At 60.7% G+C, this 25,847-nt stretch carries 18 protein-coding genes; 1 reads left to right on the top strand and 17 read right to left on the bottom strand.

Annotated elements, in window-relative coordinates; genetic code table 11:
• Positions 1–45 precede the first annotated feature (45 nt).
• The 7 genes from AC1DYS_RS16945 to AC1DYS_RS16915 form a co-directional block, all read right to left on the bottom strand.
• Complete coding sequence (locus AC1DYS_RS16945; protein ID WP_477901173.1) at positions 46–7,164, bottom strand: putative Ig domain-containing protein; 7,119 nt, start codon at positions 7,162–7,164, stop codon at positions 46–48.
• A 553-nt stretch (positions 7,165–7,717) separates the two neighbouring features.
• On the bottom strand, positions 7,718–8,959 hold the full coding sequence (locus tag AC1DYS_RS16940; protein ID WP_477901171.1) for a hypothetical protein: 1,242 nt from the start codon (positions 8,957–8,959) through the stop codon (positions 7,718–7,720).
• A 158-nt stretch (positions 8,960–9,117) separates the two neighbouring features.
• Positions 9,118–9,768: a PA14 domain-containing protein gene (locus AC1DYS_RS16935; RefSeq protein WP_477901170.1), complete on the bottom strand. Its 651-nt coding sequence runs from the start codon at positions 9,766–9,768 to the stop codon at positions 9,118–9,120.
• 66 nt (positions 9,769–9,834) lie between these two features.
• Positions 9,835–10,815, bottom strand: a complete 981-nt coding sequence (locus AC1DYS_RS16930) for a hypothetical protein (protein WP_477901168.1) — start codon at positions 10,813–10,815, stop codon at positions 9,835–9,837.
• Between the two features lie 45 nt (positions 10,816–10,860).
• A complete protein-coding gene (locus AC1DYS_RS16925) occupies positions 10,861–11,418 on the bottom strand; it encodes a serine O-acetyltransferase (RefSeq protein ID WP_477901166.1) in 558 nt (185 codons plus the stop codon).
• Positions 11,415–12,725: a glycosyltransferase family 4 protein gene (locus tag AC1DYS_RS16920; RefSeq protein WP_477901164.1), complete on the bottom strand. Its 1,311-nt coding sequence runs from the start codon at positions 12,723–12,725 to the stop codon at positions 11,415–11,417. Before AC1DYS_RS16920 ends, AC1DYS_RS16925 begins: the two co-directional genes overlap by 4 nt.
• 57 nt (positions 12,726–12,782) lie before the next feature.
• Positions 12,783–13,811 (bottom strand): WecB/TagA/CpsF family glycosyltransferase, encoded by a 1,029-nt coding sequence (locus AC1DYS_RS16915; RefSeq protein ID WP_490363532.1) that lies wholly within the window; start codon positions 13,809–13,811, stop codon positions 12,783–12,785.
• Between AC1DYS_RS16915 and AC1DYS_RS16910 the strand changes: the two genes are divergently transcribed.
• The gene (locus AC1DYS_RS16910; RefSeq protein WP_477901160.1) at positions 13,794–14,018 is read left to right on the top strand and encodes a hypothetical protein; all 225 of its coding nucleotides are present in this window, start codon (positions 13,794–13,796) and stop codon (positions 14,016–14,018) included. The two genes, AC1DYS_RS16915 and AC1DYS_RS16910, sit on opposite strands and share 18 nt — an antisense overlap.
• Here AC1DYS_RS16910 and AC1DYS_RS16905 read toward each other — a convergent pair.
• From AC1DYS_RS16905 to AC1DYS_RS16860, 10 genes are all read right to left on the bottom strand, one after another.
• Positions 13,993–15,177: a glycosyltransferase family 2 protein gene (locus AC1DYS_RS16905; protein WP_477901158.1), complete on the bottom strand. Its 1,185-nt coding sequence runs from the start codon at positions 15,175–15,177 to the stop codon at positions 13,993–13,995. The two genes, AC1DYS_RS16910 and AC1DYS_RS16905, sit on opposite strands and share 26 nt — an antisense overlap.
• Positions 15,177–16,409, bottom strand: a complete 1,233-nt coding sequence (locus AC1DYS_RS16900) for a glycosyltransferase (RefSeq protein WP_477901156.1) — start codon at positions 16,407–16,409, stop codon at positions 15,177–15,179. Before AC1DYS_RS16900 ends, AC1DYS_RS16905 begins: the two co-directional genes overlap by 1 nt.
• Before the next feature lie 169 nt (positions 16,410–16,578).
• Positions 16,579–17,295 carry a glycosyltransferase family 25 protein gene (locus AC1DYS_RS16895; RefSeq protein WP_477901154.1) on the bottom strand — a complete coding sequence of 239 codons (717 nt, stop codon included), beginning with the start codon at positions 17,293–17,295 and terminating at the stop codon, positions 16,579–16,581.
• Positions 17,295–17,807, bottom strand: coding sequence for a serine O-acetyltransferase (locus AC1DYS_RS16890; RefSeq protein ID WP_197068115.1), 513 nt, complete (start codon positions 17,805–17,807; stop codon positions 17,295–17,297). Before AC1DYS_RS16890 ends, AC1DYS_RS16895 begins: the two co-directional genes overlap by 1 nt.
• A gap of 4 nt (positions 17,808–17,811) precedes the next feature.
• Positions 17,812–18,924: an acyltransferase family protein gene (locus AC1DYS_RS16885; protein ID WP_477901152.1), complete on the bottom strand. Its 1,113-nt coding sequence runs from the start codon at positions 18,922–18,924 to the stop codon at positions 17,812–17,814.
• Positions 18,925–18,943: 19 nt separating this feature from the next.
• A complete protein-coding gene (locus tag AC1DYS_RS16880) occupies positions 18,944–20,089 on the bottom strand; it encodes a glycosyltransferase family 4 protein (RefSeq protein WP_477901150.1) in 1,146 nt (381 codons plus the stop codon).
• A 64-nt stretch (positions 20,090–20,153) separates the two neighbouring features.
• The gene (locus AC1DYS_RS16875; RefSeq protein ID WP_477901148.1) at positions 20,154–21,614 is read right to left on the bottom strand and encodes an oligosaccharide flippase family protein; all 1,461 of its coding nucleotides are present in this window, start codon (positions 21,612–21,614) and stop codon (positions 20,154–20,156) included.
• A complete protein-coding gene (locus AC1DYS_RS16870) occupies positions 21,550–23,106 on the bottom strand; it encodes an O-antigen ligase family protein (RefSeq protein WP_477901146.1) in 1,557 nt (518 codons plus the stop codon). Before AC1DYS_RS16870 ends, AC1DYS_RS16875 begins: the two co-directional genes overlap by 65 nt.
• The gene (gene xrtB / locus AC1DYS_RS16865) at positions 23,099–24,010 is read right to left on the bottom strand and encodes an exosortase B (RefSeq protein WP_477901144.1); all 912 of its coding nucleotides are present in this window, start codon (positions 24,008–24,010) and stop codon (positions 23,099–23,101) included. The genes AC1DYS_RS16870 and xrtB overlap by 8 nt, the downstream gene beginning before the upstream one ends.
• A gap of 342 nt (positions 24,011–24,352) precedes the next feature.
• Positions 24,353–25,768 (bottom strand): DUF1996 domain-containing protein, encoded by a 1,416-nt coding sequence (locus AC1DYS_RS16860; protein ID WP_477901142.1) that lies wholly within the window; start codon positions 25,766–25,768, stop codon positions 24,353–24,355.
• Between the last annotated feature and the right edge of the window lie 79 nt (positions 25,769–25,847).

Here is a 25,847-nt window from a genome sequence, read left to right as displayed (position 1 = left end):
AGCGATCAATACAACAACCGCTTCAACTCCGGCCCACGGGTCGCCTCAGGGCGTGAGCGCCACGCCGTTGAGTGTGACGTTGCCCGCCGCAGAAGACTGCATCCAGGTCAATACCAGCTGTTTTGATGCGGCCGCTGCCGCATAGGTCAGTGTGTAGCTGCGCACGTACTGGCCTGTGGCTGTCGTGGTGGTGTCGACAAAATCAGCCGCGGAACCATCGGACAAGTGGGCCTTGAAAGTGCCCGATGACGCCCAGCCCCCCACATACACAGTGACGGTGCGGCTGGTGGTGCCGGCCGGTACCGTCACCGAGAAACCATTACCCAGGCCCGAAACGTACACCCCCTTGGTGTTGCCCGTGCCCGTCGCTGTGGGCGTACCACCTGTCCACGACAAGGCCCGGAGGTCGTCGCCGTAGGCGGCCACGCTGCCGCCTAGCACCATCGAATAGGCGCTGATCTGGTTGCCGCCTGTGGACTTGCGCGTCAGGCCGGGGACACCCCCGTCACCCCAATGTGCCCAGTCGCCGGTCCCCACGTTGGTCAGATTGGCTGCTGTCGTCGCCGCACTGATCGTGCCCGTGAGGCTGCCAGGAGTCGCGGCCTGCACGGTCCAGTTAAACGTGGCATTGGCGCTGCCGCCCCGCCCGTCCTGCACGGTGACGACGACGACGCTCGTGCCCAAGACCGTTGGCGTTCCGCTGATGACGCCCGTTGCTGCATTGATGTTCAATCCCGTCGGCAGGCCGGACGCGCTGTAGGCCAAGGCGTCGCCATCGGGATCGGTCGCGCTGATGGCCAAGGTCGCCGCCTGCCCCTGAGTGCTGGTTCGCGCTGCCGGAGTCGTGATGGTGGGAAGCCGATTGGCCTGCGCCTGTACCGTCCAACCGAAGCTCGCGGTGGCCACACCGCCGCGACCGTCTTGCACAGTCACCACGGTGCTGCTGCTGCCCAAGGTGGTCGGCGTGCCGCTGATCACCCCCGTGCCGGCGTTGATGACCAAGCCTGCAGGCAGGCCTGTGGCGCTATAGCTCAAGGGGTCACTGTTCGGGTCGCTGGCGCTGATAGCCAGAACCAACGCCTGGCCTTGGGTACTTGTTTGAGCTGCCGGGGTAACGACCGTCGGCGGCAGATTGGCCGGCGCTTGAATGACCCACGTGAAATTGGCGGTGGCGCTGCCGCCACGACCGTCCTGCACGGTGACCGAGGAGCTGTTGTTGCCCACGGTGGTGGGCGTGCCGCTGATGACGCCGGTAGTGCCATTGATCGTCAAGCCCGCGGGCAAGCCCGTGGCAGCGTAGCTCAGGGTGTCGCCGTCAGCATCTGAAGCGCTGATGGCCAAAGTCAGCGCTTGACCTTGGGTGCGGGTCTGAGCGGCGGGCGTCACCAGGGTGGGAGCGTTGTTCGGGCCCGTCACCAGAGCGCCCAGCGCCACGCCGTTCAGAGCGACGTTGCCCGCCGTCGAGGCTTGCGTCCACGTGATGACCAGCTGTTTGTTCGCAGCGGCTGAGGCATAGGTGATGGTGTAGTTGCGGGCGTACTGTCCCGTTGCCACGGTCGTGGTGTCGGTGAAGTCGGCCGCCGAGCTGTCGGACAAATGCGCTTTGAATGTGCCCGACGACGCCCAGCCGCCCACATACACCGACACTGTTCTGCTCGTGGTGCTTGCTGGCACGGTGAACGTGAACCCGTTGCCCTGGCCCGAGACGTACAAGCCGTTGGTGTTAGCGGCGCTGGCAGCCGTGGGGGCCCCATCGGTCCATGACAGCGCACGCAGATCGTTGTTGTAGTTGCCAGGGTTGCCGGCGAGCGCCAAGGTGTAGTTGCTGATCTGGCTGCCGCCTGTGGCTTTGCGCACCAAGCCCGGCACCGCGCCGTTGCCCCAGTGAGCCCAGTCCCCTGCGCCAACAGACGTGAGGTTCACCGCCGTGGTGGCCGTGCTTACAGTGCCGGCCAAGCTACCCGGAGGCGCCGCCTGGATCGTCCACGCGAACGAAGCCGTCCCGCTACCGCCGCGGCCATCGACCACCGTGACGACCACGTTGCTGCTGCCGACGGTGGTCGGTGTGCCGCCGATCGCGCCGGTCGTTGCATTGATACTCAGGCCTGCAGGCAAACCGACGGCGCTGAAGCTCAACGTGTCGCCGTCAGCATCGCTCGCGCTGATGGCAAAGCTCACCGGCTGAGTCTGCGTGCTCGTCTGTGCGGCCGGCGTGCTGACCACCGGGGCCTGATTGGGGGGAGCCGTCGCCTGGATCACCCACGTGAAGCTGGCGGTGGCAGCGCCTCCCTTGCCATCCTGCACCGTCACGACAACGATGCTGCTGGCGACCGTGGTCGGGGTACCGCTGATCACCCCGCTAGCGGTGTTGATGGCGAGCCCTGCTGGTAGGCCGACGGCGCTGTAGGCCAGCGCGTCACCGTTGGGGTCAGTAGCGCTGATGGCCAGCGTGAGCGCAACGCCTTGCACGCTGGTTTGCGTGATGGGCGTGACGACGGTCGGCGGCAGATTCGCCGGCGCCTGAATCGCCCAGACGAAATTGGCGATCGCCGTACCGCCGCGACCGTCTTGCACTGTGACAGTCACGCTGAAACTGCCTGCGGCTGTCGGCGTTCCGCTGATCACACCGGTGCCCGCGTTGATGGCCAAGCCCGTGGGCAGGCCGGTGGCGCTGTAGTTCAGGGTGTCGCCATCGGGGTCGGAGGCACTGATGCCGAACACCAATGCTTGACCTTGCATGCTGGACTGAGCGGCCGGTGTCACGAGAACGGGAGCCTGGTTCGGACCACCAGCGGCACCGGTCAGGGCCACGCCGTTCAGCGTCACGTTGCCGGCGGCGGAGACCTGAGCCCAGGTCAACACCAGCTGCTGCCCTGCGGATGCGGCGCTGTAGGTGATGGTGTACGCGCGGGTGTACTGGTCGGCGGCGACTGCCGTGGTGTTGACGTAGTCGGCCGCGGAACTGTCAGACAGGTGCGCGCGCAGCGTGCCCGACGATGCCCAGCCGCCCACGTACACCCTCACCGTTCTGCTGTCGGTGCCTGCAGGTACAGAGACCCGGAAGCCATTGCCTTGGCCAGAGACATAAAGCCCGTTGCGGTTGGCAGTGCCGGTGGCGGTGGGAGCGCCGTCGCTCCAGGCCATTGCGCGGAGGTCGTTGTCATAGCGGGCCACTGTGCCGCCTTGCACCATGGTGTAGTCGCTGATCTGCGAGCCGCCACTGGCCTTGCGCACCAGGCCCGGGATGCCGCCGTCGCCCCAATGCGCCCAATCCCCTGTGCCCACGGCAGTCAGATCGACGCCGCTGGTTGCCGCATCGACAGAACCTGTGAGATTGCTCAACGTACCCGGAGCCACTGCCTCTTCTGCGCCAATCTCGCGCAGATAGGCCACCAGAGAGGTGAGGTTTGCACTGGTGATGGTCACAGCGTTGTGCGCCATGACCGCTTCGTCGATTGTCTGCGCCGATCCATCATGCAAGTAGGGAGCACTGCGCCACACATCGCGAAGCGTCGGGATGTCGATGCCCGTCAACGGCCCGCCGAGGCGTTGGCCGCTCGATGCCTTGAGCGTGCCGATGTTCTGCAGACCCATCGCACCAGAGTTGCTGAACGCGACGCCGCCGTGGCACGCAGCACAGTTCTGCGCCAGGAAGACAGCGCGACCGGCGGTGGCTGCTGCCGACAGCGATCCGTCTGCATTCCGGTAGGGGCTGGGTTCCGATGCCGACAGCGAACTCACGTAAGCCGCCAGGGCGTCGAGATCGGCACTGACACCCGTCTTCACGTCGCCCAGCGGCTGGCTGCGTGTGCCGGCGCTGAATGCAGCGTCACCCATCAGGCCCGTGCCACCAGCCAGGGTTCTGATCTGGCCTTCGAAATCTTGCACTTCGTCGAAGTTGCCACTCCAGTGCAACGGGCCTTGCGCGCCTGAGCGTCCCCTCAGCGGTACCGTGTTGCGCAGGCCTTCGCCCTGGCCAGTAAAGTCCCAGACGCGGCCGTCACCGCCACCGTCGTTGTGGCAGCTTGCGCAGCTCATGTAGCGGTCACGTGCGATGCGGGTGTCGCGCGCATCGTAGAAGTGCTGCTTGCCGAGCAGCACGTTCGGGGCAAGCGCTTCCGTCGCGACGGAGGTGAGCGTCGCCAGGACTGGAACGTTCAGTTGGCCGTTGCTGAGAAGCTGCTGCAGGTCATAGACCCCAACGGTGCGGTCCATGAAATTGCTGACATAGAGCGTCTTGCCGTCAGAAGAAATCGCCAAGCCCTGCGGCGCACGGCCCACGTCGAAGCGCATGACCTGGAAGCCGCCATGCGCGTCGACCACCGCCACTTCACGGCTGGTCTCAAGTGCGACGAACAGGTAGACACCCCGGCTGTCGTACACCGCGGCGCTCGCCACGCTGGAGTTGTCGTGGTCCACCCGCTTGCCCAGGTCTTCTTGGCTGGTGGACAGAACGATGCGCGAGCTCACCGCGCGAACGGTGTTCTGGAAGTTGAGCCCGGTGCCATCACGCAGAGCACCGCGTTTGATGTTGTCTTGCTTGGAAGGCACCCACGCCTGCGTGCCATCGGGGGAGATGGCGGCAGCACCCAGATAGTTGGGAATGCCGCGCCCCTGGTTCTCGAGATCGAGCTTCTCGCTGTGCTGCAGCACGATGTTGCGCACGAAGCTCATGCCCGCCGCGCTGACAACTACCACCTCGGCGCCTGTGCTGGCATTGGTCGTGACCGTGGCCGTGCTCTCGCCCGGCAATGTCGGCGTGATGAAGCGCGAGACATACACGTTGACGCCGTCTGCTGCGACCGACAGATGCCGCGGATTGGCTCCCACCGACAAGGTACCCAGCAAGTTGTAGCTCACGCTGTCGAACTTCAGCAACTGCCCCGTGGCCTCGAGCACCACGAACGCCTGGCCCGATGCTGGTGACATGGCCACGCCGAACGGCTGCGAGGCCCGTGGCAAGGCGATGGTCTTGACGATCACGCGGGTCGACGGGTTCACGACGCTGATGGAGTCGCCGCGCTTGTTGGTGACCCACACCAACCCGTTGCTTGCCACCGCAACCGATCGCGGCGCAGCGCCCACGGCGACTTCACCGAGCTTCGCCCGCGTGACGGTGTCGAACACGCTGACGCTGTCGTTGTCCTGATTGACGACCCAGAGCCGAGGGTTGCCGGTCGCCGGGGTTTCAATGGCGATGTTGGAAGACGCGTTCGGCTTGTTGGCCGTGGCCGGCAGATACACCGTCTGGATGAAGCTGCGGGTCTGCAGCAGCTGGCTGTCGTCCGTGACGCTGAGCGTCACGTTGTAAGTGCCCGGGCCCGAGAAGTTGTGGCTCACGGTGGCGGAGCTGGACCACGCCGTATCGCCGGTGCCATCACCAAAGTTCCAGCGGTACACCACGTTGGTGCCACCGTGCGTGGTTGCGGTGAAACTGCTCGACAAACCCGTCTGCACAGGCGTGACCGCCGGCAGGGGATCGAGCACCACGGCATTGCTGAACGTGACGACCCAGGAGAAGGTGGCGCTGGCCACATTGACACCGTCACTGACCGTGATCACCACGTCGTAGGTGCCGGCAATGGTTGGCGTGCCGCTGATTTGCCCGGTCGCGCTGTTGATGGCGAGACCGGTGGGCAGGCCGCTGGCGTTGAAGGCCAAGGTGTCGCCGTTGGGATCGGTCGCCGTCAGCGCCATGTTGACAGCTGATCCGCGCTCGGTGGTCTGGGCGCCGGGGTTGATCAGCGTCGGCGTGGTGGCTGGGTTGGCCGTCGCCGCCGGGCCGATGCGAACGACGCGCGCCACGGAGGGCACGCCTGCCTGGTCAAACACGAAGAGCTGGTAGTAGCCCGGGGTCGCATCGCTTGCGCGCGACGGCATCTGCACGGACAGTTGCAGGCCATTGGCAACAAAGGTCAGATCGACGAAGCGTTGATCCATGTTGTAGCTGTGGGTCGACGCACCTGTCTTGACCAGGGCGACGCGGCTCACGCTGGTGGCGTTTGCCACGCTTACCGCGATCACCTTGCCGATGTCGGCCCAGTCCGGGACAGCGGTGACGACAGGCCTGGGCGCACGTTGGCCCGAGGCGGTGAAGAGATACGGCGGGTAGTAGATCTCCGCGTTCAAGTTGTCCGCAGGGCCGGTACCGACCGTGACCGTCGCACCGCCTCCGCTCACCAGCACGCTCGCATCCGGCAACAGCAAGGCGTTGGAGTGATACAGGCGTGGCTTGACTGCAGCCGGACCCACCATCCATTGGCCGGTGACCGGGTCCCAGATTTCCGCTTTCGTGTTCACACCGGTCAGCGTGTTGGCCACCCGGCTACCGCTGGTGGCGAGCACCTGGCCATTGGCCAGGATGGTGGCATTGACCCAGGCCCGCTGTGACGACAACGACTGCGTCGGCGTGAGCACCGGCGCGCCACTTGTGATGTCGATCACGGCTGCGTTGCTCGAGCTGCCACTGAGGTGAAGAATGCGCCCCGGGCGGAACATCGCCGAACTGCCCGTCCACGAGGCATATGACGAATTCAACTGACCTGCAAGGCTGAAACTGCCCGTTCCGGTCGGATCGACGTAGTACATCCAACCATTCGAGTCGTAGCCGAAGATCCGGCCATCGGGCGCCACGTAGTTGCGCGGGTAGTTCGCATCCATGCCCGCGGTGTTCGCGCCCGAGAGCAAACGGAAAGTGCCGTTGAGCCCACGGACTTCAGGGCGCTGGTTGCCGCCACTGCCGCCCTGGATGTAGATCTCTCCGTTTAGCAGCGTGGTCGACGTCGAATACCAACGCGGACTCTGCATGTTGGTCTGACGTGTCAGCGTCCGCGTCGTGACGTCGAAGATGTTGCTGTTCGGGTTGGCCGTATTCGTCGTCGACGTGCCGTTCCAGTTATCACCGCCGGCAATGAACACGCTTGGCGTCGACTGCGCAGACAGGGGCGCAAACAACAAGTTGGAGCTGCAGAAGATGTCGGTGCCGGTGCCGTTGGGAAGCGTCAGGTGGCCCGCATCAGGCGCCAGCGTGCTGTCCCACACGTCGTAGATGGCATTGGCGCCTTGTTGCCCTGTCGTACTGCTGCCGAAGGTCAGCACGCGACCGTCGGGCAGCAAGGTCGCATGCACTGCAACCAATGGCCAGTTGTAGACAGGCGACCACATGCCCTTGGACGAGGCGTCCGCAGGTATCGGCGTAGGGGGAACGAAAACCGTGGGGTTAGGTAGCGCAGCGGCATGCTCGCGACCGCTGTCGCTTGGGCTCGCTGCATCGGTGGTGTCATCACCCCCTCCGCACGAGGCCAGCAAAGCCAGCAACAAGACAGCCGGGGCGATCGCATGCTTGCGACTCCAAACCGTCCACGCAGAATTGATCGAAGCAACCATCACGGGACCCTTGGCAGTGTCACCGCGTGCTGACATCGATGGGGAGCAAAACCTCCCTGCCCTCGCCCAGCACCAAGCAACCCAATTTTTTAAAAGCGTTTCTGGATGTGAATTGTTCTGTAAGTCGTCTTGAGGCACACCCCTGTGATCACGGGGTTCGCCATAGGCGTGTCACGCTCGAATCGGGGGGCCTTCAATCGCTACTGCAATGCAGCATGGCCACAATGGTGCGAGCGCTGGACTCCATCGCTCCACACTTGTCTTCAGTTAGCGTCCCGGCGATCGCGAGGACCAGTTGATCCAACTGGTCCTCGCGTATGCCAGCAGTCGACTAGCGCGGGAACAAGAAGCTATACAGCCCTGCGTTCATTTCCTGAGTCGCCACAACAGCCAGTGTGACCAAGACGGGGTACAGCCGAGGAAGCTGCTTCGCTGCGAAGTACGTCAGAACGATGATGACTCCCGGGAGGAAATGCATCGCGTACAGGAACGGCATGTCGCCGTAGATCAAGTGCAAGACGTACTGAGCTGCGATGAAGATGACGAGGGATCTCACCACGACGACCTGCTTCGCTGCCGGAGCAGAGAGGTCTAGATTTCTCCAGGCATCGACAAACGCCTTTCGGCATTGAACGACGACGAAGCAGAACAAGACGACGAGTGTGAAAAGCCCGAGCAGCGCGCGACGTGTCTGCGCGCCGAAGTTTGCGAAAAATGTCTTCAACATCGCGATCGAACTGAACGAGTCTCCTGAAGGAGTGGTCCAAGGCAAGGCCAGCGGAGACAACGCGAAATCCAACGTTCGCCACGGCAACTCGGAGACGTCCCTGTTGATGTACCTGGCCTCTTCGCCGGCTTCTGCCAAGTCAAAGAACGGGATCGACGTCGGGTAGATGTTTCTCTGGACGAGGGCAAGAACCGCTAGTACGCCCAGAGTGGCAGCCATACATCCAACAAGCTTCTTGCGGTCGCCTTTCAACGCAAAGAACTGCAGCAGCAGACCCAGGCCGCCGTTCGTGATCGTTCCGGAGAACGAGGCAACGCCCGATGCGATGCGCCCTTCCTGCGATTCAAACCGCAGGAACAGGTAGATCGCCAAGTTGATCGAGAAGAAGGCGTAGAGCGAAGTCTCCGGCAGGTGGCTCCACATCTTCCAGGTGGCCGAGGAGCAAAAGAGGAGCACCGTCGGCAGCACCACGGCCACTGGCCGGGGGCTCACCTCATGGAGTATCAGGATGAAGAAGAACAGCCCCAGGGTTCCGAACAGGGCCTGATAGATCTTCAGGCCACAAGCGTTGTTGTCGCAGCCGAACACCTGCTTCAGTAAGACGGTCGGCGTTGTGGCTGCAAGCGAAAACAGCGGGTGCACACGATCTCTGTAGTGCTTGATGGCGGTGTCGTTGATGTTTTCCGTGACGCGCCAGAGATCGGCCCCAAAGAAATCAATGCGTGTGCCTTCGGCGTAGTACTCGGGAGGCGGGGGTTTCAAAGAGGCCAGGACGTACAGAAATACGGCGAACAAGAGAAGCAGTGAAAGAGAGATCTTTTGAATCGCGCGCTTCTTGTCGATCATGTTGGGTGGCCCAAGCCAAGCTGAGGACAGAAGGTTGCGTGCGCAACCTCGCCGCATGTATACCGCAAGGGGCGTACCACGGCTTCAAAAATCTCTGCTCTGGCTGTTATCCGGACATGTTCCGCGTTCAGCCGTATGGGCCAGCGGCTGTCAGCGCATTACTGGCGGGCGGCGACCACGCTCTCGTTCGGCGTGAAGAGCAAGGCGTGGGGCACCACAAAGCGGGCGCCGTAGGGCGTCGTCCATTCGAAGCGAATGCGTTCGGCGGCTCCGGCTGGAACCGGGCTCATCTCGATCACCACTGGTGCGTAACGCCCGGCATGGAGTTCGACGTAGCCATCACCAGGATTCGAACCCGTGAACACTTTGCGCGCGACCGTCACGGTCGTGCCTTCGCCCTGGATGTGGAACTGGTAGCGCCCCGTCACCGGGGGTCGTACCCAGCCGGTCCATCTCACCGACTTGGGCGCCTGTGAGACGCCCGGGCTAGCGCGCCAGTCGAAGTTGGAGTCGAAGTCAATGCCGGGGTCCGTGCGCACCAGCAACGGCGCCCCCTGAAACTTCTCTTTCGCGAAGTACTCGCCGCGCAGTCCAACACCCGTGGGGTTGGTATTGCTGCACAGAGACCCACGTTCTGCCGCTCGCTGGAGTTCCGGGTCAGCCGTCGTCTCGCTGCCTGCGTGTGCCATCGGCGAGTCGCCGGGCATGTCTTGCCGCATCAGGGCGGACGCCATCAGCAGTACGACAAGCAGGGAGGTACCCCGCAAAACAGCTGGGGTCTGGGCGAAATGGTCAGAGATGGTGGACATAACGGGTCTAAGCTTTGACTGAGCTCCGAAGTGCTCAATTTCGCAGCATACGCCCGTCAGCCACTCTCAACCACTGGCCTTCATGAGAGAGTAGTAACCGAGTTTTCGGGCAATGCGCTTGATACGCTGGTCGGATTCATACTCGCCCAAGGTCAGTTCTTCAAACGGCTTTGCGGCGGAACTCTCGGTGACTGAGCGCGGTGCGGGGAACAAGTTCCGCTCACAGGCTTCCTTGACCCACCACTTGGCAATTCCGCTGGCGTGGAAGCACTTGACCTTGCTCAGGTCTTCGGCCCTGAGCAGGCTCAGGCCCGGTACGCCCAGCTTCAAGGCGACACGCTTCCATTGCCGGTAGCGCCAGCAGTACCAGTGTGCAGGGTCGAAGTAGCCGCCGCCGTCGCGCATGGCAATCGCGGCCCAGACGATGGCTTCCACATGCATGGCCCGCGGGATGTCCTTGCCGCCGAGGCTACCGACCAGCCAGTCGAACCAGGCGAGGTCGAGGCTGTTTCGCAGCTGGGCAACGCCGATATCGACGTGGTGCGCGAGCTTGATGGGCGTGCGATATGCCTTCATCACGACGTCATCGGGCAACAAGCAGCTGGGCGGCTGCCACATCAGCAGCACGCCTTTCGAGGGCGTGGCTTCGAAGGTGAAGACATTCGGGAAGTAGAGATCGGGGTCGAGAATGATCATCTCTTCGCCGCGGTCGCAGAAGAGGAGCGGGTCGGTGAGCTTGCGCCAGCACGGGTGCCCCATGCGAAATTGCCGCAGGTTCGGATAGGCGGCGAACTGCTGTTCGGCCCGTTCGTCGGCTTCGGCTTGTGAGTGCACGGACCAGCTGTGCTGCGAAGGGACGGTCAACGCGCTCACCGCAGCGACGATCTCCACCTTGTCTTGCTCACCATCGGTGATGAGCACCAACGAGATCGGTTCGGCGACACGGGCGAAAAGGCTCTCGATGGCCTTCTCGGCATAGGGCAACGAACGCGCGCTGAGCACGCAAAAAACCCGGCGCTGCGATGGTGTTTCAGTGGTTGCAGACATGCTTTTTCGTTTCAATGATTCAAATTGTGCGAAGCGCGAAAACGGTCACACGCCGATGATTCGAGCGGGTACGCCGACTGCCGTGGCCCCCTCGGGCACGTCACAGACCACGACCGCGTTGGCGCCGATCTTGGCGTGATTGCCGACCTTCACACCCCCCACGATCTTGGCGCCGGCGCCGACATCCACATGCCCGCCGATGCGCGGCACGCCGCCATTGCCCATCCCGATCGTGACCTGCTGGAAGAGCAGGCAGTTGGGACCGATGTGCGCCTCAGGGTGAATCACGATGCCGTTGGGATGCGGCAGCAGCAGACCGCCATCGATGCGGCAGTTCAACGGAATGTCGGCACCGGTCACCACGCTCCACCAGCGGTGTCGCAACACCGCGAGCCGGCGAAAGATGCCGCTCCATGGGCGACCTGCAACTGCGTGGCGCTGGTAACTGCGAATGCTGGCAAGCAACGCCCGCGACGGCGCCCACTCGGTCCAGCCCTTCTGCTCTCGCGACCAATCAGGCGTCTCGGCGGAGATCGAGTCGACAGCCGCGTACCCCGAGGCACCACCCTCCCGTGCCATCGATGCTGGCAGGTCTGCCTTCATGACCTGGCCATTTCGCGCGTCGCTGCCCCAACCTCTCTCGGCATGACGCTGCGATAGACCTCGACCATGCGATCGACCTTGGTCTCCCAGTCGAACTCGCGGACGACCTTGTCTCGGCCCGCCTGCCCCATGGCTGCGCGCAGCTCAGGCGATTCGGCCAGACGCACCATCGCGTCGGCCAAGCCGTTGACCAAGGCATCTCGCGACTGGGGCTCGACCAGCACACCACAACTCGCGTCCAGATAGTCGGTGGGCCCGCCCCATGCTGTAGCGATGACCGGCAGGCCCAGAGACATTGCCTCCAGAACCACCGCACCGCCGCACTCCATCAAGCTCGGGAGAACCAGGCAGTGCTGATCCCTCAGCTTGCGCGCACATTCCGCCTGCGGCATCCAACCGGCGAAGAAGACCTTCGACTCGTCACTCTCTGCCTGAGCCGTGAGGTCCAGTTCATTCGACAGGCTCTTGAGCGATGGAGCCACCGCGCCATCACCGATCACCAACAGTGACATGCGTGCGCGCGTGCGGGCAGTGGCAAATGCTGTCAGCAGCAAATCGACCGCTTTCCAGTCCACCAGCCTCCCGAGGAACACGAAGCGAGCGACGTCTCGGTCTTCGGACTTGTGCTCGGCGGCCTGCTTCCACAGAGAAAGGTCAACGCCGTTCTCGACCAGGGTGATCACGTTGGAACAGGTGCCCGGGGGCAACGCGTCGCGCGTACGCTGATTGGCGACCAGCAAGGCGGCCGCGCGCCGCTTGCCTGGCATCAGCCAGTTCATCGCACTGGCTGCCGCACGGCCGACTCGCACCACGCCGTTCAGCAAGGAAGACTGTTGCCTGCGAAAAGCCGCCGGATAGTTCATGCCACCGTTCATCGGGCCGATGACGACTGGCACGCCCAAACCATGCAGCAGAGATGGCTCCTTCGGAGAGACCGGCATCGGCTGGTGAACCACCGTGACCCCGAAGCGCGAGATCGCATCTCTGGCGATTCGCCGCTGCGAAAGCTGCGTGACGATGCGCATCACGTAGCCTGTGGTGATGTAGTCGAGCCGGGCCGGAATCCAGTGGCTGATGCGCCATAGGGTGAGGTGAAGCCAGGTGTCTTCGATGTAGAAGATGCGCGCGTTGTCGTCCGGATAGGCCTTCTGCAACTCGTCCCGCACACGTGCATGGGTGATGAGCCACACGGGCACGCCGCGAGCACGAAGCACGCGGTAGTAGTGCAGCGGCAGTGAAGCCTCGCCGCCAAAACGTGCACTGGCGTGTTCGGCGACGATCAGGACGCGAAGGGGCTGCTCATTCATGGGTTCAGTGGCGGATGCCAGGCGCAGGGTCTGCCGGTTGTCAAAAGGTAGGCACGCTCATCGAGCGACGAGCACGGGCTGCGCAAGAGATCTCAGATCGCACAGTTCAAACAGGCGCCGCATGGTCGCATCGCCTGGGACGATGGTGACCTGAATCGCACGCTGAGAACAGAACTCTTCCAGCAGAAGCAACAGACCCACCACACCCAGGTCAATGCTAGCTTCCGGCTCAAAGATGACCTCGACCGCCTTGTCGCTGTCCGCGGCACGGCTGAGGGCCAAGCGCAATGGCAACGCAGCGTCTGAGCGCCATGCGCCCTTGACGGTCACCTTGAAATGCGTCGCCGCATCCGAGATCGACACGTCGCCCGGCGACCCAAAGCGGCGCAAAGGCATCACGACCCGCATGAGCCACAGCGTAGAGACCAAGCGCGTGAACGCCAGCGCAGCAAGCGAACGTCCGTCGTTCCAGTAGCGACGCCAGAGGCTGCGCTCTCCCAGAATGCGCCAGCACCATTCGATGCCGAGGCGCCGTGCCCAGACCGGCGCACGCGCCAGCCGCCCTTCGACGAAATTGACGACGGCACCCAGATGGCTGATGACGGGGACGCTGAGGCTCGCGCGGTTGAGCTCGATCCAGGCCTGGCCCTTCTTCGCGCCCAGGGCCACGGCCAGGAGTTGTGCTCCCGATGCGTTGATGCGAGCCAGGCTCTCGGGCTTGCACAGATCCGTTACCGTGCCTGCGCCGGGGGACTCTCCGCCGACGCCTCGGAGCCCGCCGGGCGTGACGTTCAACTGCCGGCTGGCGCTCTCAGCCACGCCGTCCGGCCCACCGAAGAAGTAGACGCCCAGCGGCTGACGTGCGTCGACCCGCAAGCGATCGAACAGATCGGCACCGGCAACACGCTCCCGAATCGGAACACCCAGCAGGCGGGCGATCCAGACGATGGGCATGCCATCGGCGACGCTCAGATCGCTGTGGAGCACCGAGGCGCGAAACGGCGCATCGGTCTGCGCTGCGATCAAGAAATTGACATTGGGCGTCGACACGAAGCAAGGCGTGCCGGTGTGCGCGGCGTGGTGCACTTGCGCCACGGCTTCGTCGAGCGACAGAGCATCGAAGGTCAGGCCCAGAACGCAATGAATGTTGCGCCCGAAGTCGACGGCGTGCGGCGTGCCAGGCTTCGTCAGGCGGAGGCTGGCGGGCACCGGCACCGGCACCGGCTCTCGCGCTTCAAGCAGCGGCACTTCGGCGGCCTCAAGAAAGTCATTCACCATCACGTTGCGTCCTGATCCAGTCGATCTGGCGGTTGAAGACGAACCGGAGGTAGAGGGGAATCTTCCACAGCACGTAGCTCGGCACGCTGAGCAGATCGGAGAGCGTCAGCACCGACCGGCCGTGCTTGGACCAAGCCAGAAGGGTCGCCACACACAAGAGCGCGAGGCTCGTTCCAGCAATCGCAACTGGCACCGTCCAACCAGCCGCCAGCAGCCCCACGAGGCCCAGCGCAAAGACGAGCACCAGCAACAGAACGAGCAAAGCCAGGGGTGGCACCAGCAAATCAGCAGCCAACGCGAATGCGATCGGACTGCGCCTGATCAGCGCTGCGCCAATCAGGCGAGGGAGTTCACGCCCAAGCATCGCAAGGTGGCCGTGCTCCCAGCGTTGGCGCTGGCTCGCGACACCTTGGGCCGTCGTCGGGAAGCTGCTGGTCACGAGCACATCGGGAGCGAACTGAGGTGGCGTACCTTGCATCGCCAGATCCACCCCCAGCTTCATGTCTTCCACCAGATGCCCGTTGGCCAGAGACACCGAAGCGATCAGGCGCCAAGGAAAGGCCATGCCGGTACCGGTGAGCTGGCACGGCGCGCCGATGCGCGCCGAACCCAGGGGGCGCAGGTGGTTCTTGACCAGCCACGCGAACTCGGCGATGCGCATGCGCAAGCTTGAGGCACCGGCTGAGCGCATCAGGTAAAGCGACTGGATGGGGCGGCCGCTGGAAATGCAGCGCTCGGCCAGGCGAGGAATGCCGTCTGCATGAATTTCGCAGTCGGCGTCGAGCACGATCAAAACATCCGGCGGATCGGCAGACAGCCAGCGCAGACCGAAATCGAGCGCGTAGCCTTTGCCACGCAGCACGGCATCAAAGCGTTCAATGACCTCGGCACCGGCTTGCCGCGCCAGCATCGCCGTGTGATCGCTGCAGTTGTCGGCCACCACCACGAGCCGAGATCCCTCGGGCAACTGCTTCTTGATGGACTGGATGGTGTGCGCAATGCCCGAGGCCTCGTCATGCGCCGGCACGAGCACAGCGATGCGGGTTGAGGAATTGGGCTGCGTGGACGGCAGCTTCGGGCGAACCAGCGACAGCAGAAGCTGAACGACCAGCACAGCAGCCGGCAGGGACACGAGCAGCGCAGCAATCGTCAGAAGACCATACAACAAGGACATCACGCAGGCACCTCTTGGTGGTTCTGACGGGCAGCCCGAAAGTGCTCCATCAGTTTGGCCGCTTCGATGTCGACGCTATGACGCTCCAGCACACGACTTCGCCCGGCGGCTCCCATTTTGTCGAGATCTGCCGGCTGAGCAGCCAGACATTCCCTCATGGAGGATGCCAACGATTCCACGTCACCGGCGGGAAACAACCAGCCGGCCTCGCCAGAGCGAACCAGTTCCGGAATGCCGGCGACGTAGGTGCTGAGCACCGGACGGGCCAATGCCAGCGCCTCCATCAGGACAACGGGCAGACCTTCAGCAAAGCTTGGGAGCACGAGCGCGCGGGCGGCCAGGATTTCACTGCGCACCGAAGCGGCATCGACCCAACCGGTAATGCGCACATGAGCACTCAGCCCCAGCTGCGCGATCAGGGCTTCAATCTCTTCCCGCATCTCGCCGTCGCCGGCCAGCACCAGCTGAAGAGGGATGCCTTCGCGAACCAGCAGATTCGCCGCATGAACGAGGAGCAACTGGCCTTTCTGCTCGCAAAGGCGGCCGACACACACCAGTCGCGGCTCTTGAGTGATGGAGGGCAAGGCGCCGCTGTGGAAGGCTGCATCGAGACCGCAGTGGACGATCTTGATGCGGGCCCAGTCCTGGGAACGGGACCAACGATAAAGCTGGCTTCTTCCGTATGAGCTGATCGCCACGACGAATGCCGACCGTCGTATTTTTTCGCCCAGGGCAATGGCCTCGGGTTTGTCGAACTCTTCCGGGCCATGGACCGTGAAGCTGAACGGTGGGCCACCCAGCGCATGCAACAGCGTGGCCACTTCAGCCGGGTTGGTTCCGAAATGCGCGTGCACGTGCTCGGCGGACTTGCGATTCAGCCAACCCATCAAGGCGCAGGCTTCCGCCAGGTAGATGAGGTGGTACGGCAAAGACTTCTCTGAACGAGCAGCCATGCGAATTGCCAGGGACAACGCACGCCCGAAACGAATTGGCGCAGTAAACAGTTGCCGAGCCAGTGCCCACATCAGAAACTTCACGCCGCGCTGGAGCACATAGCGCGTGCGTTCGCGCTCGGCGACATCGGCAGGGTCAACCAAGTCGTCCGCCCACCCACGCAAGGCAAAGCGTTGCACCTCCACACCCAGTTGCTCCAGTGCGAGGATTTCTCGGCGAATGAAACTGTGACTCACCTTTGGGTATTGATTGATCAGATAGGCAACGCGCAGCGTCATGGTCGATTTACTTGCTCTCTGGTTGGACGCGTCGAACAGCATCCCAACCAGGACGCACCAGACGAGCGTGTATAGCTGCGTATCCTCCCGCTTAAGAGCGGCGCCCGACAGCCTTGATTCGCGGGGTTTCCACCTCTTGCATCCGCCTGTAACTGCCCCGGCAACCGATTCAATGCGCGTTGCGGCGGCGCCTCACGGCAGCCACGGCGTCTCTGACGAGCCACCACCGGTCAAACCAGCGCAAGTCGTGAATGTCCGTCCGCGACGAGCGTTGGTGACCCAACTCAGGGATGGCAACCCAGGTCTCGCGGCTTGGATGAGCTTGCCGATACCACCCGTACGCTCCGTCCACATGCATGGGGCCGCCGGCAGCATCTCCCGCCGGCCTTACTAGCATTGCAGACAAGTAAGCAGACGCTTCTTCGATCGCAGGCTGCTGAAAGGCAACGAAATGGGTTGTTCTGAGCGAATCTGCAGAATCGAGACGAGCAAGACCATTTCTGACGACAGGGGACGACGCCGTCAGTGCCTCATAGCCCCCGTAGAACATGGCCCAGTCCGTCTTGGCGAGCACCTCGATGACCCGGCTCGCGTCAGCCACAAAGTCGGACGCGAAGTTGAGGTCGTCCTCCACGATCAAGATGCGCGCATGGCCCTTGGCGGACGCATCCTGAAGAATGCGCAGATGGCTCATGAAGCAGCCGCGAGCGCCGATCGACGGGAAGTCTCCCGCGTTCTCGGGCCTGCTCGCCTCGAACAGCTGGATATTCCGTTGATTCAACTCGCGCCCGATGGTTTGAAACTGCTCGGCCATCTCTGCGCGCCGGTCCACCCGTGAAGCGAGGTTGATGACGTAGACCTTGTCGAAATAGTCCAGCGGGTGCATCACATGTCCTTCCGAGGCTTGATAACCGCTGGTACGCCCACGGCGACGGAATTGTCCGGCACGTCACGGATAACTACTGCGTTGGCGCCAATGAGAACGTTGTTGCCGATGGTGATCGGCCCCAATATTTTCGCCCCAGTTCCGATATCGACATTGTTGCCAATGACCGGTGCACATGGCTCGGACACCCGGCTCAAACCAACGACGACACCACTGCGGATCCGGCAGTCGTCTCCAAACTTCGCCTGCCCATTGATCACGATTCCGCCAAAGTGGTCGATAACAAAATTCTTTCCGATGACCACCTCGCATGGCAGTTCGATGCCCGTCAAGATATGGGTCAGCTTGAACAGAATTCTGAAAATCAGAGAGAAGAACTTCCTCAGCGGAGCAAACCTGACGGTATAGCGCCAACGTCCGAACCGATAGACGACCATCGCCCAGAATCCTTGCGCGCCCCAGTTCCCGTCATATGCTTTCAAGTCTGCTCGAATATTTTCGAAAATTGCCATACCGTCAGGTTTGGTTAGGAAGAGGGTCTTTCGGGTTCTCGGGCACGACATCACGTCCAAATTTCATGCCCTTCAGAGACAGCACTGGTTTCTCTATGGCGTGCCAGGATATGACGGCCAGAATCAAGGTCACGACGAATGCAATACCAAACAGTGCCTCTGGCCCAACGCTCTTCATGAAGAACATGATGATCTGCTGCACCGGGAATGCGTATACATACAAGCCGTAGGAATAGTCACCGACGCGATTAAATTGCTTGAGGCGCCAAATCGGCAGCAGAGCACAGCAAATAACGAGGTAGGGAAAGAGAAGCGTGYAGACGACGAAGAACGATGTCCTGTCTAAGGAAGAGCCGAGGATCGCAGCTGCCAGCAAGATGACCAAACCCGGGTTGGCTGGCAGCCGGTCTCGAAACAAGCTGATGAACGCGCCAAAAGAGAAGGCCGTCAGCAGGCGAGTGTTTGAGTCTTCGATGAACTCCTTCAGCCCAAAAAAGTAAAGCAGGAGCTCGCCTGCCAACGTGACTGAAACAAGCGCCTTGAAGACAAGTTTGCGGTTCCAGGCAACGAGCTCACAAAACAGGCCCGCAATCAGCCAAACCCCCGCAAAGATCGCGTACATCAGGAGCTCTTTGGGCAGAGTCCAGAGCGACCCGTTCACCGCGTAAGCCGCAGGGGTGTGAGTGAAAGTGCCAGGCAGGCTGTACTCAATGCCAAGCAGCAATGCGCTGTTCTTGATCAGGAATTTCCAGGTCGATCGATCCAGGAAATACCGCGAGGTGTCCTCGGTTGAAATGAACAAGCCAATGAAGACCACCGTCACGACGGTCGCGACGATCAGCCCGGGGTAGATCCTCAAGAACCTCGCCCAAGCAAATCGAAAGATATTCTTCGACGATACCAAGCTCGCAGCAATCAGATAGCCGCTCGAGACGAAGAAGATGTCGACCGCTATCGAGCCGAATGTCACCCCTAGACTGCTTCTCAGAGGTTCGTTGTCGCCTGGCCCCAAGGCCAACGGAAAGCTGTGGCTCCAGATCACCATCGTGGCGGCGATGAAGCGCAACAGATTGAAGTTGTTGTCTCGTCCCTCGGACAGTTGCGCCAGATATTTCATGTCAAGCGGGCTACTGACATCAAGTGCGCAGCGCCGCGCGTATCAACGTCGCGCTTTGACGAGCCCAGGTCTTCCAGTTGAGGACCTGTTCGTACTGACGGCGGGAACTCTTTCGCAGGGCAATGTATTTGCCCTGATCGACCCAGGCGGCCTCGATCAAGTCAGCGTACTCCTTGGGGCCGGCAGTCAGCGGCAAGAGATGCCCGTTCACCCCCTCGACAACCACGCTGGACACACCGCCCGTGTCGGTGGTGATTCCGGGCATGCCGAAGGCATTGCCCTCCGAGAAAACCATGGGTGTGCAATCCTGGCGAGTCGGGAGAAAAAGGAACGCCGAGCGCAGCATGATCTCTCTCAACTCCGTGCGCTGAGCTTCGTTGGCTTTGCTGAGCACGCCGTGGTACTCAATACCCTCTGACGAAACAGCGTCTGCCGGAGCAGTTCCTACAACGTGGAGCTTCGCGTCAAACCCTCGCGCTCTGAGAACTTCGACCGTGGCTACGGCCAACGAACCGCCCTTTCTTTCCCAGTCCATTCCGATGAACAACAGATGGCATGTTTTGGAGTCGAAAAGGTCGATGGCTTCGCCTTCATTCGGGTCCGTCAGAAAGTTGCAGCCCCAAGGAATGAAGTGCACTTGATCTGCGGTTCCGCCGTAATGCGAAATGGCTGAATCTGCGGCCCATGCGGATGACAAAAGTGACAACTTCGACGCTGTGACGGCCGTTCGCTCCAGCGCCTCCCCATTTGCCTTACAAACCGCGGGCAGTCGGGTGAAGCTTTCGTAATAACCGTCCATGAGGCAGAAGGTCGCGTCCGAAATGTGAATCGTCGGGAAGTATTTGCTAAGTACGCCACTCAGTGGGCAATAGGCAATGACGACGACGACATCGGGATTGATCTCTCGGATTTGCTTGACCGTCGACCGGGCGCCCCACCACGCCACGCCAGGGATATATTCGAACCAGATGTTCTTCAAGGACAACTTTGAAGCAACCCGCCCAAACAATGAGCGTGCAGCAATGAAAAACTCTGAGTACGGCTTTTTTATGACGACCAGATTTTCAAACTCGCCTGCCAATGCCTGAACCATGTGATAAGGCGTGCCCGACCACAATTTGATATTGCTCGGATCATCCGATGCCACAACACAAACCTTCGTCATGGCAGCGTGGCCGCCAGATTGATCTCAGCGAGGTAAGGCATGAATTTGGAAAATCGGCAATTTTTCATCGAATCATGGTGTATACCCACACCCCAGCCAACCCAACACCATAGCCAACTGGCCAAGCCATTAGCACCTTGAGTTCAAGCATCCAATTATTGATTTTATACTTGGAGTTAAAGTAAAGAATCATGGGCACCGTGACCACTTCTCGGAATGCAATGGCGAACAATGCCCCGGTAAGCCCGAAGAAATAAAACCCCACGGGAACCAAAGCATAAATGCTGATGAATCTCGTTACATTGAGCCAAACGAGATATTGGGGCCGATTGGTTGCCAGATAAACGGATTGCGCGAGTGCATATCGAGAGATGATCAAACCCAGCGCTAATATCTCGAGAATAGCGCCAGCCGCCTTGTAGCGGGTGTCGTACATGATGTTGATCGCTACATGCCCGGCCGCGAAGAGAAATCCGGACAACGCGAGCATGAGTGGGTCAAATCGAGCACGTATCTTGTGATATGCCCCTGCCAAGCGCTCCGGGTTGGTTCTCGCGACCTCGCTGAACCCTGGCATCACGACGCGGCTGAATATCTGTCCAACCAAGAGATCCACGGCACCGGCCAGATTTGCCGCGATGGTGTAGAAACCTAGAATCTGCGCGGAAACAAAGGCGCCCAAAAGAATCCGATCTCCATTGCTGGCCAATACGGTAAAGGCAGAAGACCAAACCAACCATTTGCCGAAGGTCATGATTTCGGTGACGTCGTCTTTTGACCAAGCCAACCGGTTGTTCTCCCCGGGCAACCAGAAATGGCTGAACAGGACATAGACAATCGAGGTCACCAGACCGCTGATCAAGATGGACCAGATTGATCCAGTGACCCAGGCAATGGCGATCATTACCACCAAACCGATGACTTGGGTCAGCAGCTCAATCCTGAGTAGTTGCTTGATTCTGAAATGCCGGTTCTCTGAGAACACTTTTGTCGAGTGGAAGCTCGAGATCACGATGCTCATAGAACTTACCGCAATGACCCACGGCAATTTTGGATCGCCGTAGGTAGATTGCGGAGACAGCCAGCCCGTCAAGCCGATACCGTAAAGAATTGCGGAGATGACAAGGCAACCGCCCCAAAGCGCAGCGCCGCGCGAAATCTGAACCGCCCAGAGCGTGTTCAAGAACTCTTGATCATCGCCCTTCGGACTGCGGCAGACGTTTTCTCTGAATCCGATATCGGAAAGCATGGAAAGGATCATTGGAACCAAACCTGCTACGGCAACGAGGCCGAACATTTCAGGTGCCAATAACCTTGTGACGATCAAATTACCGCCGAGCCTGATGATATGGGCTGCACCGGCACCAAATACCACCCATGCAGCAGCGCCCGACAGGCGTCGGCTCAGTGATACCCCCCCGGGGGCTGTCGCTTGTATTGTGTTTGCTTCGCTCATTTTTTTATGCCGCCCCTGGAGTGCGCTGACGTGGTCGCTCAGGCTGGTGAGCGGCAGCCGGTTGACCATATCTCACAGCGCCTAAATTGGTCGTGAGCTGCGAGTATCGGAGAGACAAGCCCATGATGATCCAGATGATGAATGGCATCGACAAGAAGCAACTCGCCGTGGCGATGATGATCATGATGCCGACCGTGGTTCCCAGCAGCGCTCGCCCGATGCCCTCAAGCTCAGGAGATATCAAGGCCGATCGACGTATTCCCATCCATGTCTTGGCCATGGCAACCAAATATATGGAAATGTAGACAGCCAACCCCACATACCCGGTACCTAATGCAATCCCCAGATATGAGTTGACAATATCAATAATCCCCTGCCCTTGACGCATCTGCTCCATCAACGGATCAAGCATGAAGTTGCTCGATCCAAACAGCGGATTCATCGCGATGACCTGCATTGACACCTCGAACAGTCGGGTGCGGTAGGTAACATTGTCTGTATCGACGTTGCCGATGAATGGCAGATACGAGGCGACCTGATCGGCAAATGGGGAAAGTGCGATCGCCACGACGGCGAACGCGGCCCCCAAAGACAACTTCGACAACCGCGTTCCTGCGCCGCGCCCTGTTCCGGCCGCAACAAGGATGGCCACCGTGGCCCCCACATAGGCGCCTCGAGCCAAGGACGCGCAGAGACCTCCGATGAGCAACGCGTAAGAGAGATACCAATTGCGCGGGGTCATCATGGATTTGACGGCCGGGTAGAGACCCACACCGACCGCCAAGATGAAGCCGAGAATCAAACTATTGCCCGCCGTGGCATACGGCCTCACATTGCCGTTTCTCATGATGTACGGCATGACATCCCATCCGAGACCCAGCGCTTCGTTGATGCTGGTGTAAAGCAGCCAGTTTTTGCCGAACTCGAAAATAGTGATGGGTGCCAGCATGACGATGGCGAACAAAAATGACGCCAGCATGTCGCGCAAGGCCGGAATATTTCGGGCTGCCCTGCTGGCCACAAAATAAGGCAAAAATCCGTCAATAAAAAGTTCTACCGACGTCCGCAGGATGGTCGTCACGGTAGGGTCAGATCGGAGAAACAAAATCACCTGCAATGCCAGGTATGCGAATGCCAACCAATCTAGAACGTAAGCACCGAAAGGTTCGATGGATTTATCACGGCGCATCCTGAGATACGCCCAACCCAAAATGATGAGAGAAGCCAGTCTCAAGTGGTTAATTTCAATGATGTAGCTGATCGGCCCGAAGCCCGGAATGAAGGTTGTCGTGGGAGGAACGACAAAAAACAAACTCAGGAAAACCGCCATGGGATTCTTATCTTTACTTATCACCCATGCCATGAGGGCGCCGGACACGATAAGGTAAAGCCAAAAATTTCGTGCCAAGAAGGCCGACAGCAATATCCCAACCCAAGCCTTGAGTCTCCGGTCGAGGTCGACCATCGGGATCACCCGATCACCCAAGACTATCCGCACCATGGCAAGCATGGGCAACATCATCGCCAAGATGAAAATCAGTGCTCTGAACTGTTCAGACACGGTGTATCAGGTGATCTGGGGCGACATCTACCGACGGACTGGCCTTTGGCTTTACATGGCGGCCGAACAAGGAATCTATTCCAAATAGGCAAGCCAACGAAAACAGCATCAGTGCCATACCCGCTGCACCATGCAATATCCCTTGCCCGGCTTCATCACCCAAGTAATAGGTAATAAGGACAAGCAGGCCGACTCGAATGATATTGGCGAAGAATGAAATCGGTATCATCGAAGCCAGCATGGCCAAATTGTGGGACTTGGATGAACTGTTTCTCAGGTACATATAGAGCGTGCCAATAGCAGCCATGCTGAACATCGAGTGAAGGCCCGAGCAAGCATCTGCAACGAGCAGCTGATATTGACCAATGGAAATCATCACTCCGGCCCGCGAAATGGGGTAGCCAAGACCATACAGCCCGTTCACGACCAACGCCGAGATCCACTGCTTCAGAGGCCCCGTCAATGTATCTACGACGACTGCGGGCAGTGGAATCGTGAAAAGCAGATAGAGAACCGGAAACCAAGCCGCCTTGAGGGCTTCGCGACCCTTGATCACCAGCAGCAGGCCGCTCATGACGAGAACCGGGGAAAGAAACTCGAATGAGCGACTCTCAAGGGCTCGCCCATAGACATAGAAGAGAAGGCCTAAGGTGAAGCTGACTCCGCCCAGCGCCCTGGAAGGATGGTCGGGGCTATCGGAAATCAGCTTCCGCTGTCGCCAGAAGAGCCATAGGGCAACAGCCAGCACCAACGCTCCGTGGGCATTGTCCTCAGACTGCCATGTGGAGTCTGCAGCAGCCCAGTAGGTGGGCACGTACATAGCGGAGAGCGCCAAGAGGATGACAAACCAACCGATGGTGGCGGGCGCGATATCTGTTCTGCGCTTGGTCTCGAGATTCAACATATTCACACGCGTCTCTTGTGGTGAATCTTCGAGGAACTACTTGGAGCTGGGCGGGCAAAAAGCAGGCGAAGGGGACATACGCGGCCCACACTGACTGCAAACCGCCGACGTTGGCGTCAACACTTCGAGTGAAGCGGAGCAGTAGCCGCGAAGAAGTGTACCCGCCGCTCCTCTATCAGCGGTAACACCTACATGAGGGTGATTTCACGGCCGAAGGGGCCTCACAGACTCTGGAACGGTGATACCAAGCAAAAGGCCGCCGACTTGCGTCAGCGGCCTTTCTTCTTACTGAGTTCTCTCAATGTCCGGATGGCACTGTGTCAGCCCGGACTCTTCGATGACTCAGGGAATCACCATCGCGCGACCGTCACCCAGCAAGTGGGAGTGGCAATCCTTCTGTGCGTTGTCGCAGTTTTTGGTCCAGGCTTTCACGATCTCAGGCTTCCAGGCCATGAAGTAGTCGCCGTGGCCGCTGAAGCCCGCTGGCTTAGTCAGGTCGTAGTTGTCGCTCGTCAGACGCCAGTACTTCGTCTCGCCAGTCACCTTCACCCGATAGAGGATCTGGTAGGCGATCTGCGGCAGGGCCACAGGGTGCGACGCCGGGCAGTTGCCAGTGTTGTTGGCCTTCACGTTGACCGGGTTGGTCATGTGGCTCTTGTGATCCGGGCTGTCGAGGTTCACGCCGTCCCAGCACTGCGGGAAGTCGATGCCCATGATGAGCCATGAGTTGGCCGTTGCCGGGCAATCGGTCGGAATGCTGGACGACCAGTTGCTGTTACCACCGTCCCACACGCAGGAGTAGATCGCTGCGCCGCTCGGTGCACTGGGGTTGCCCTTGGCATCGCCGGCAATCATCCGCAGACCCACTGGTACTTCCGTGATGGCGCTCGGCGGCAGTGCGTAGCCCGTCTTGTAATAGAAGTTGGACTCGAACATCGGTGCCAACGGGGCACCGGTGCGGGTGTCGATCATCGACGGCACCCAGTACGAGCTGCGGTTAATGGTGCCGCCGCGGCAGGTGCTGTTACCGGTGGTCGACAAGCTGGTGGCAGTCGAATATGCATCGATGCCCGTGTTGCCGAAGAAAGTGTGCAGATGGCTCTTGCCGGGCTGGCCCGGGAACACGATCGGATCATCGAACGCGTACTTGGTCACTTGGCAGCCCGTGCGGAAGGCACCGATGTCCGACGTAGGAGCGACCTCGCTGGTCGGAATCAGCATGTCCTGGGACCAGCCGCCGACAGGGTTCTGCGTCAGCTTGGGGATCAAGCTTGTGTTGACCGTCACCACGCCCACCGGTGCGGGTGCGGGTGCGGGTGCGGGTGCAGGTGCAGGTGCCGAGGCGGTCGGCAAGACGGAGCTCACCCAGCATTGCTTCCTGCTGCCACGAATCGGGTCGCTGCCGAAGAATTCATTGGTGCACGAGCCGGAAGAGAGCACCTTGGTGACCCACTTGCCATTCCAGCCATAGCGAACGGTACGCGGACCTGCCAAGGTGAAAGTCTGGCCCTCATCGGCAATCTGCGTCCATGTCTCAACGGCGGGTACCGCTGAAGCCGTGGAAGACCGCTCGCAGTACTTGGCATTGCCGGGAGCCGGGTCTGCCTTGAAGAAGGTGGTGGTGCACTGGCCAGAGCCGGTGACGATCTTCTGGACCCATCTTCCGTCCCAGCCAAATCGAACCGTCTGCGTCCCAGTGACGGAGAAGGCAGCGCCTTCGCTGGCGATCCGGATCCAGCCAGTGGTGGTGCTGGTCACGGCCTGTGCGGTCTGGAAGCCATCATCCGCTGCATCGGAATCGACGCTCGAAGTTTCGGCTACAGGTTCCACGTCGGTC

It is taken from the genome of Rhizobacter sp. P2_G4, from assembly GCF_056403575.1.
This window is presented reverse-complemented; position numbering and strand designations above follow the sequence as displayed.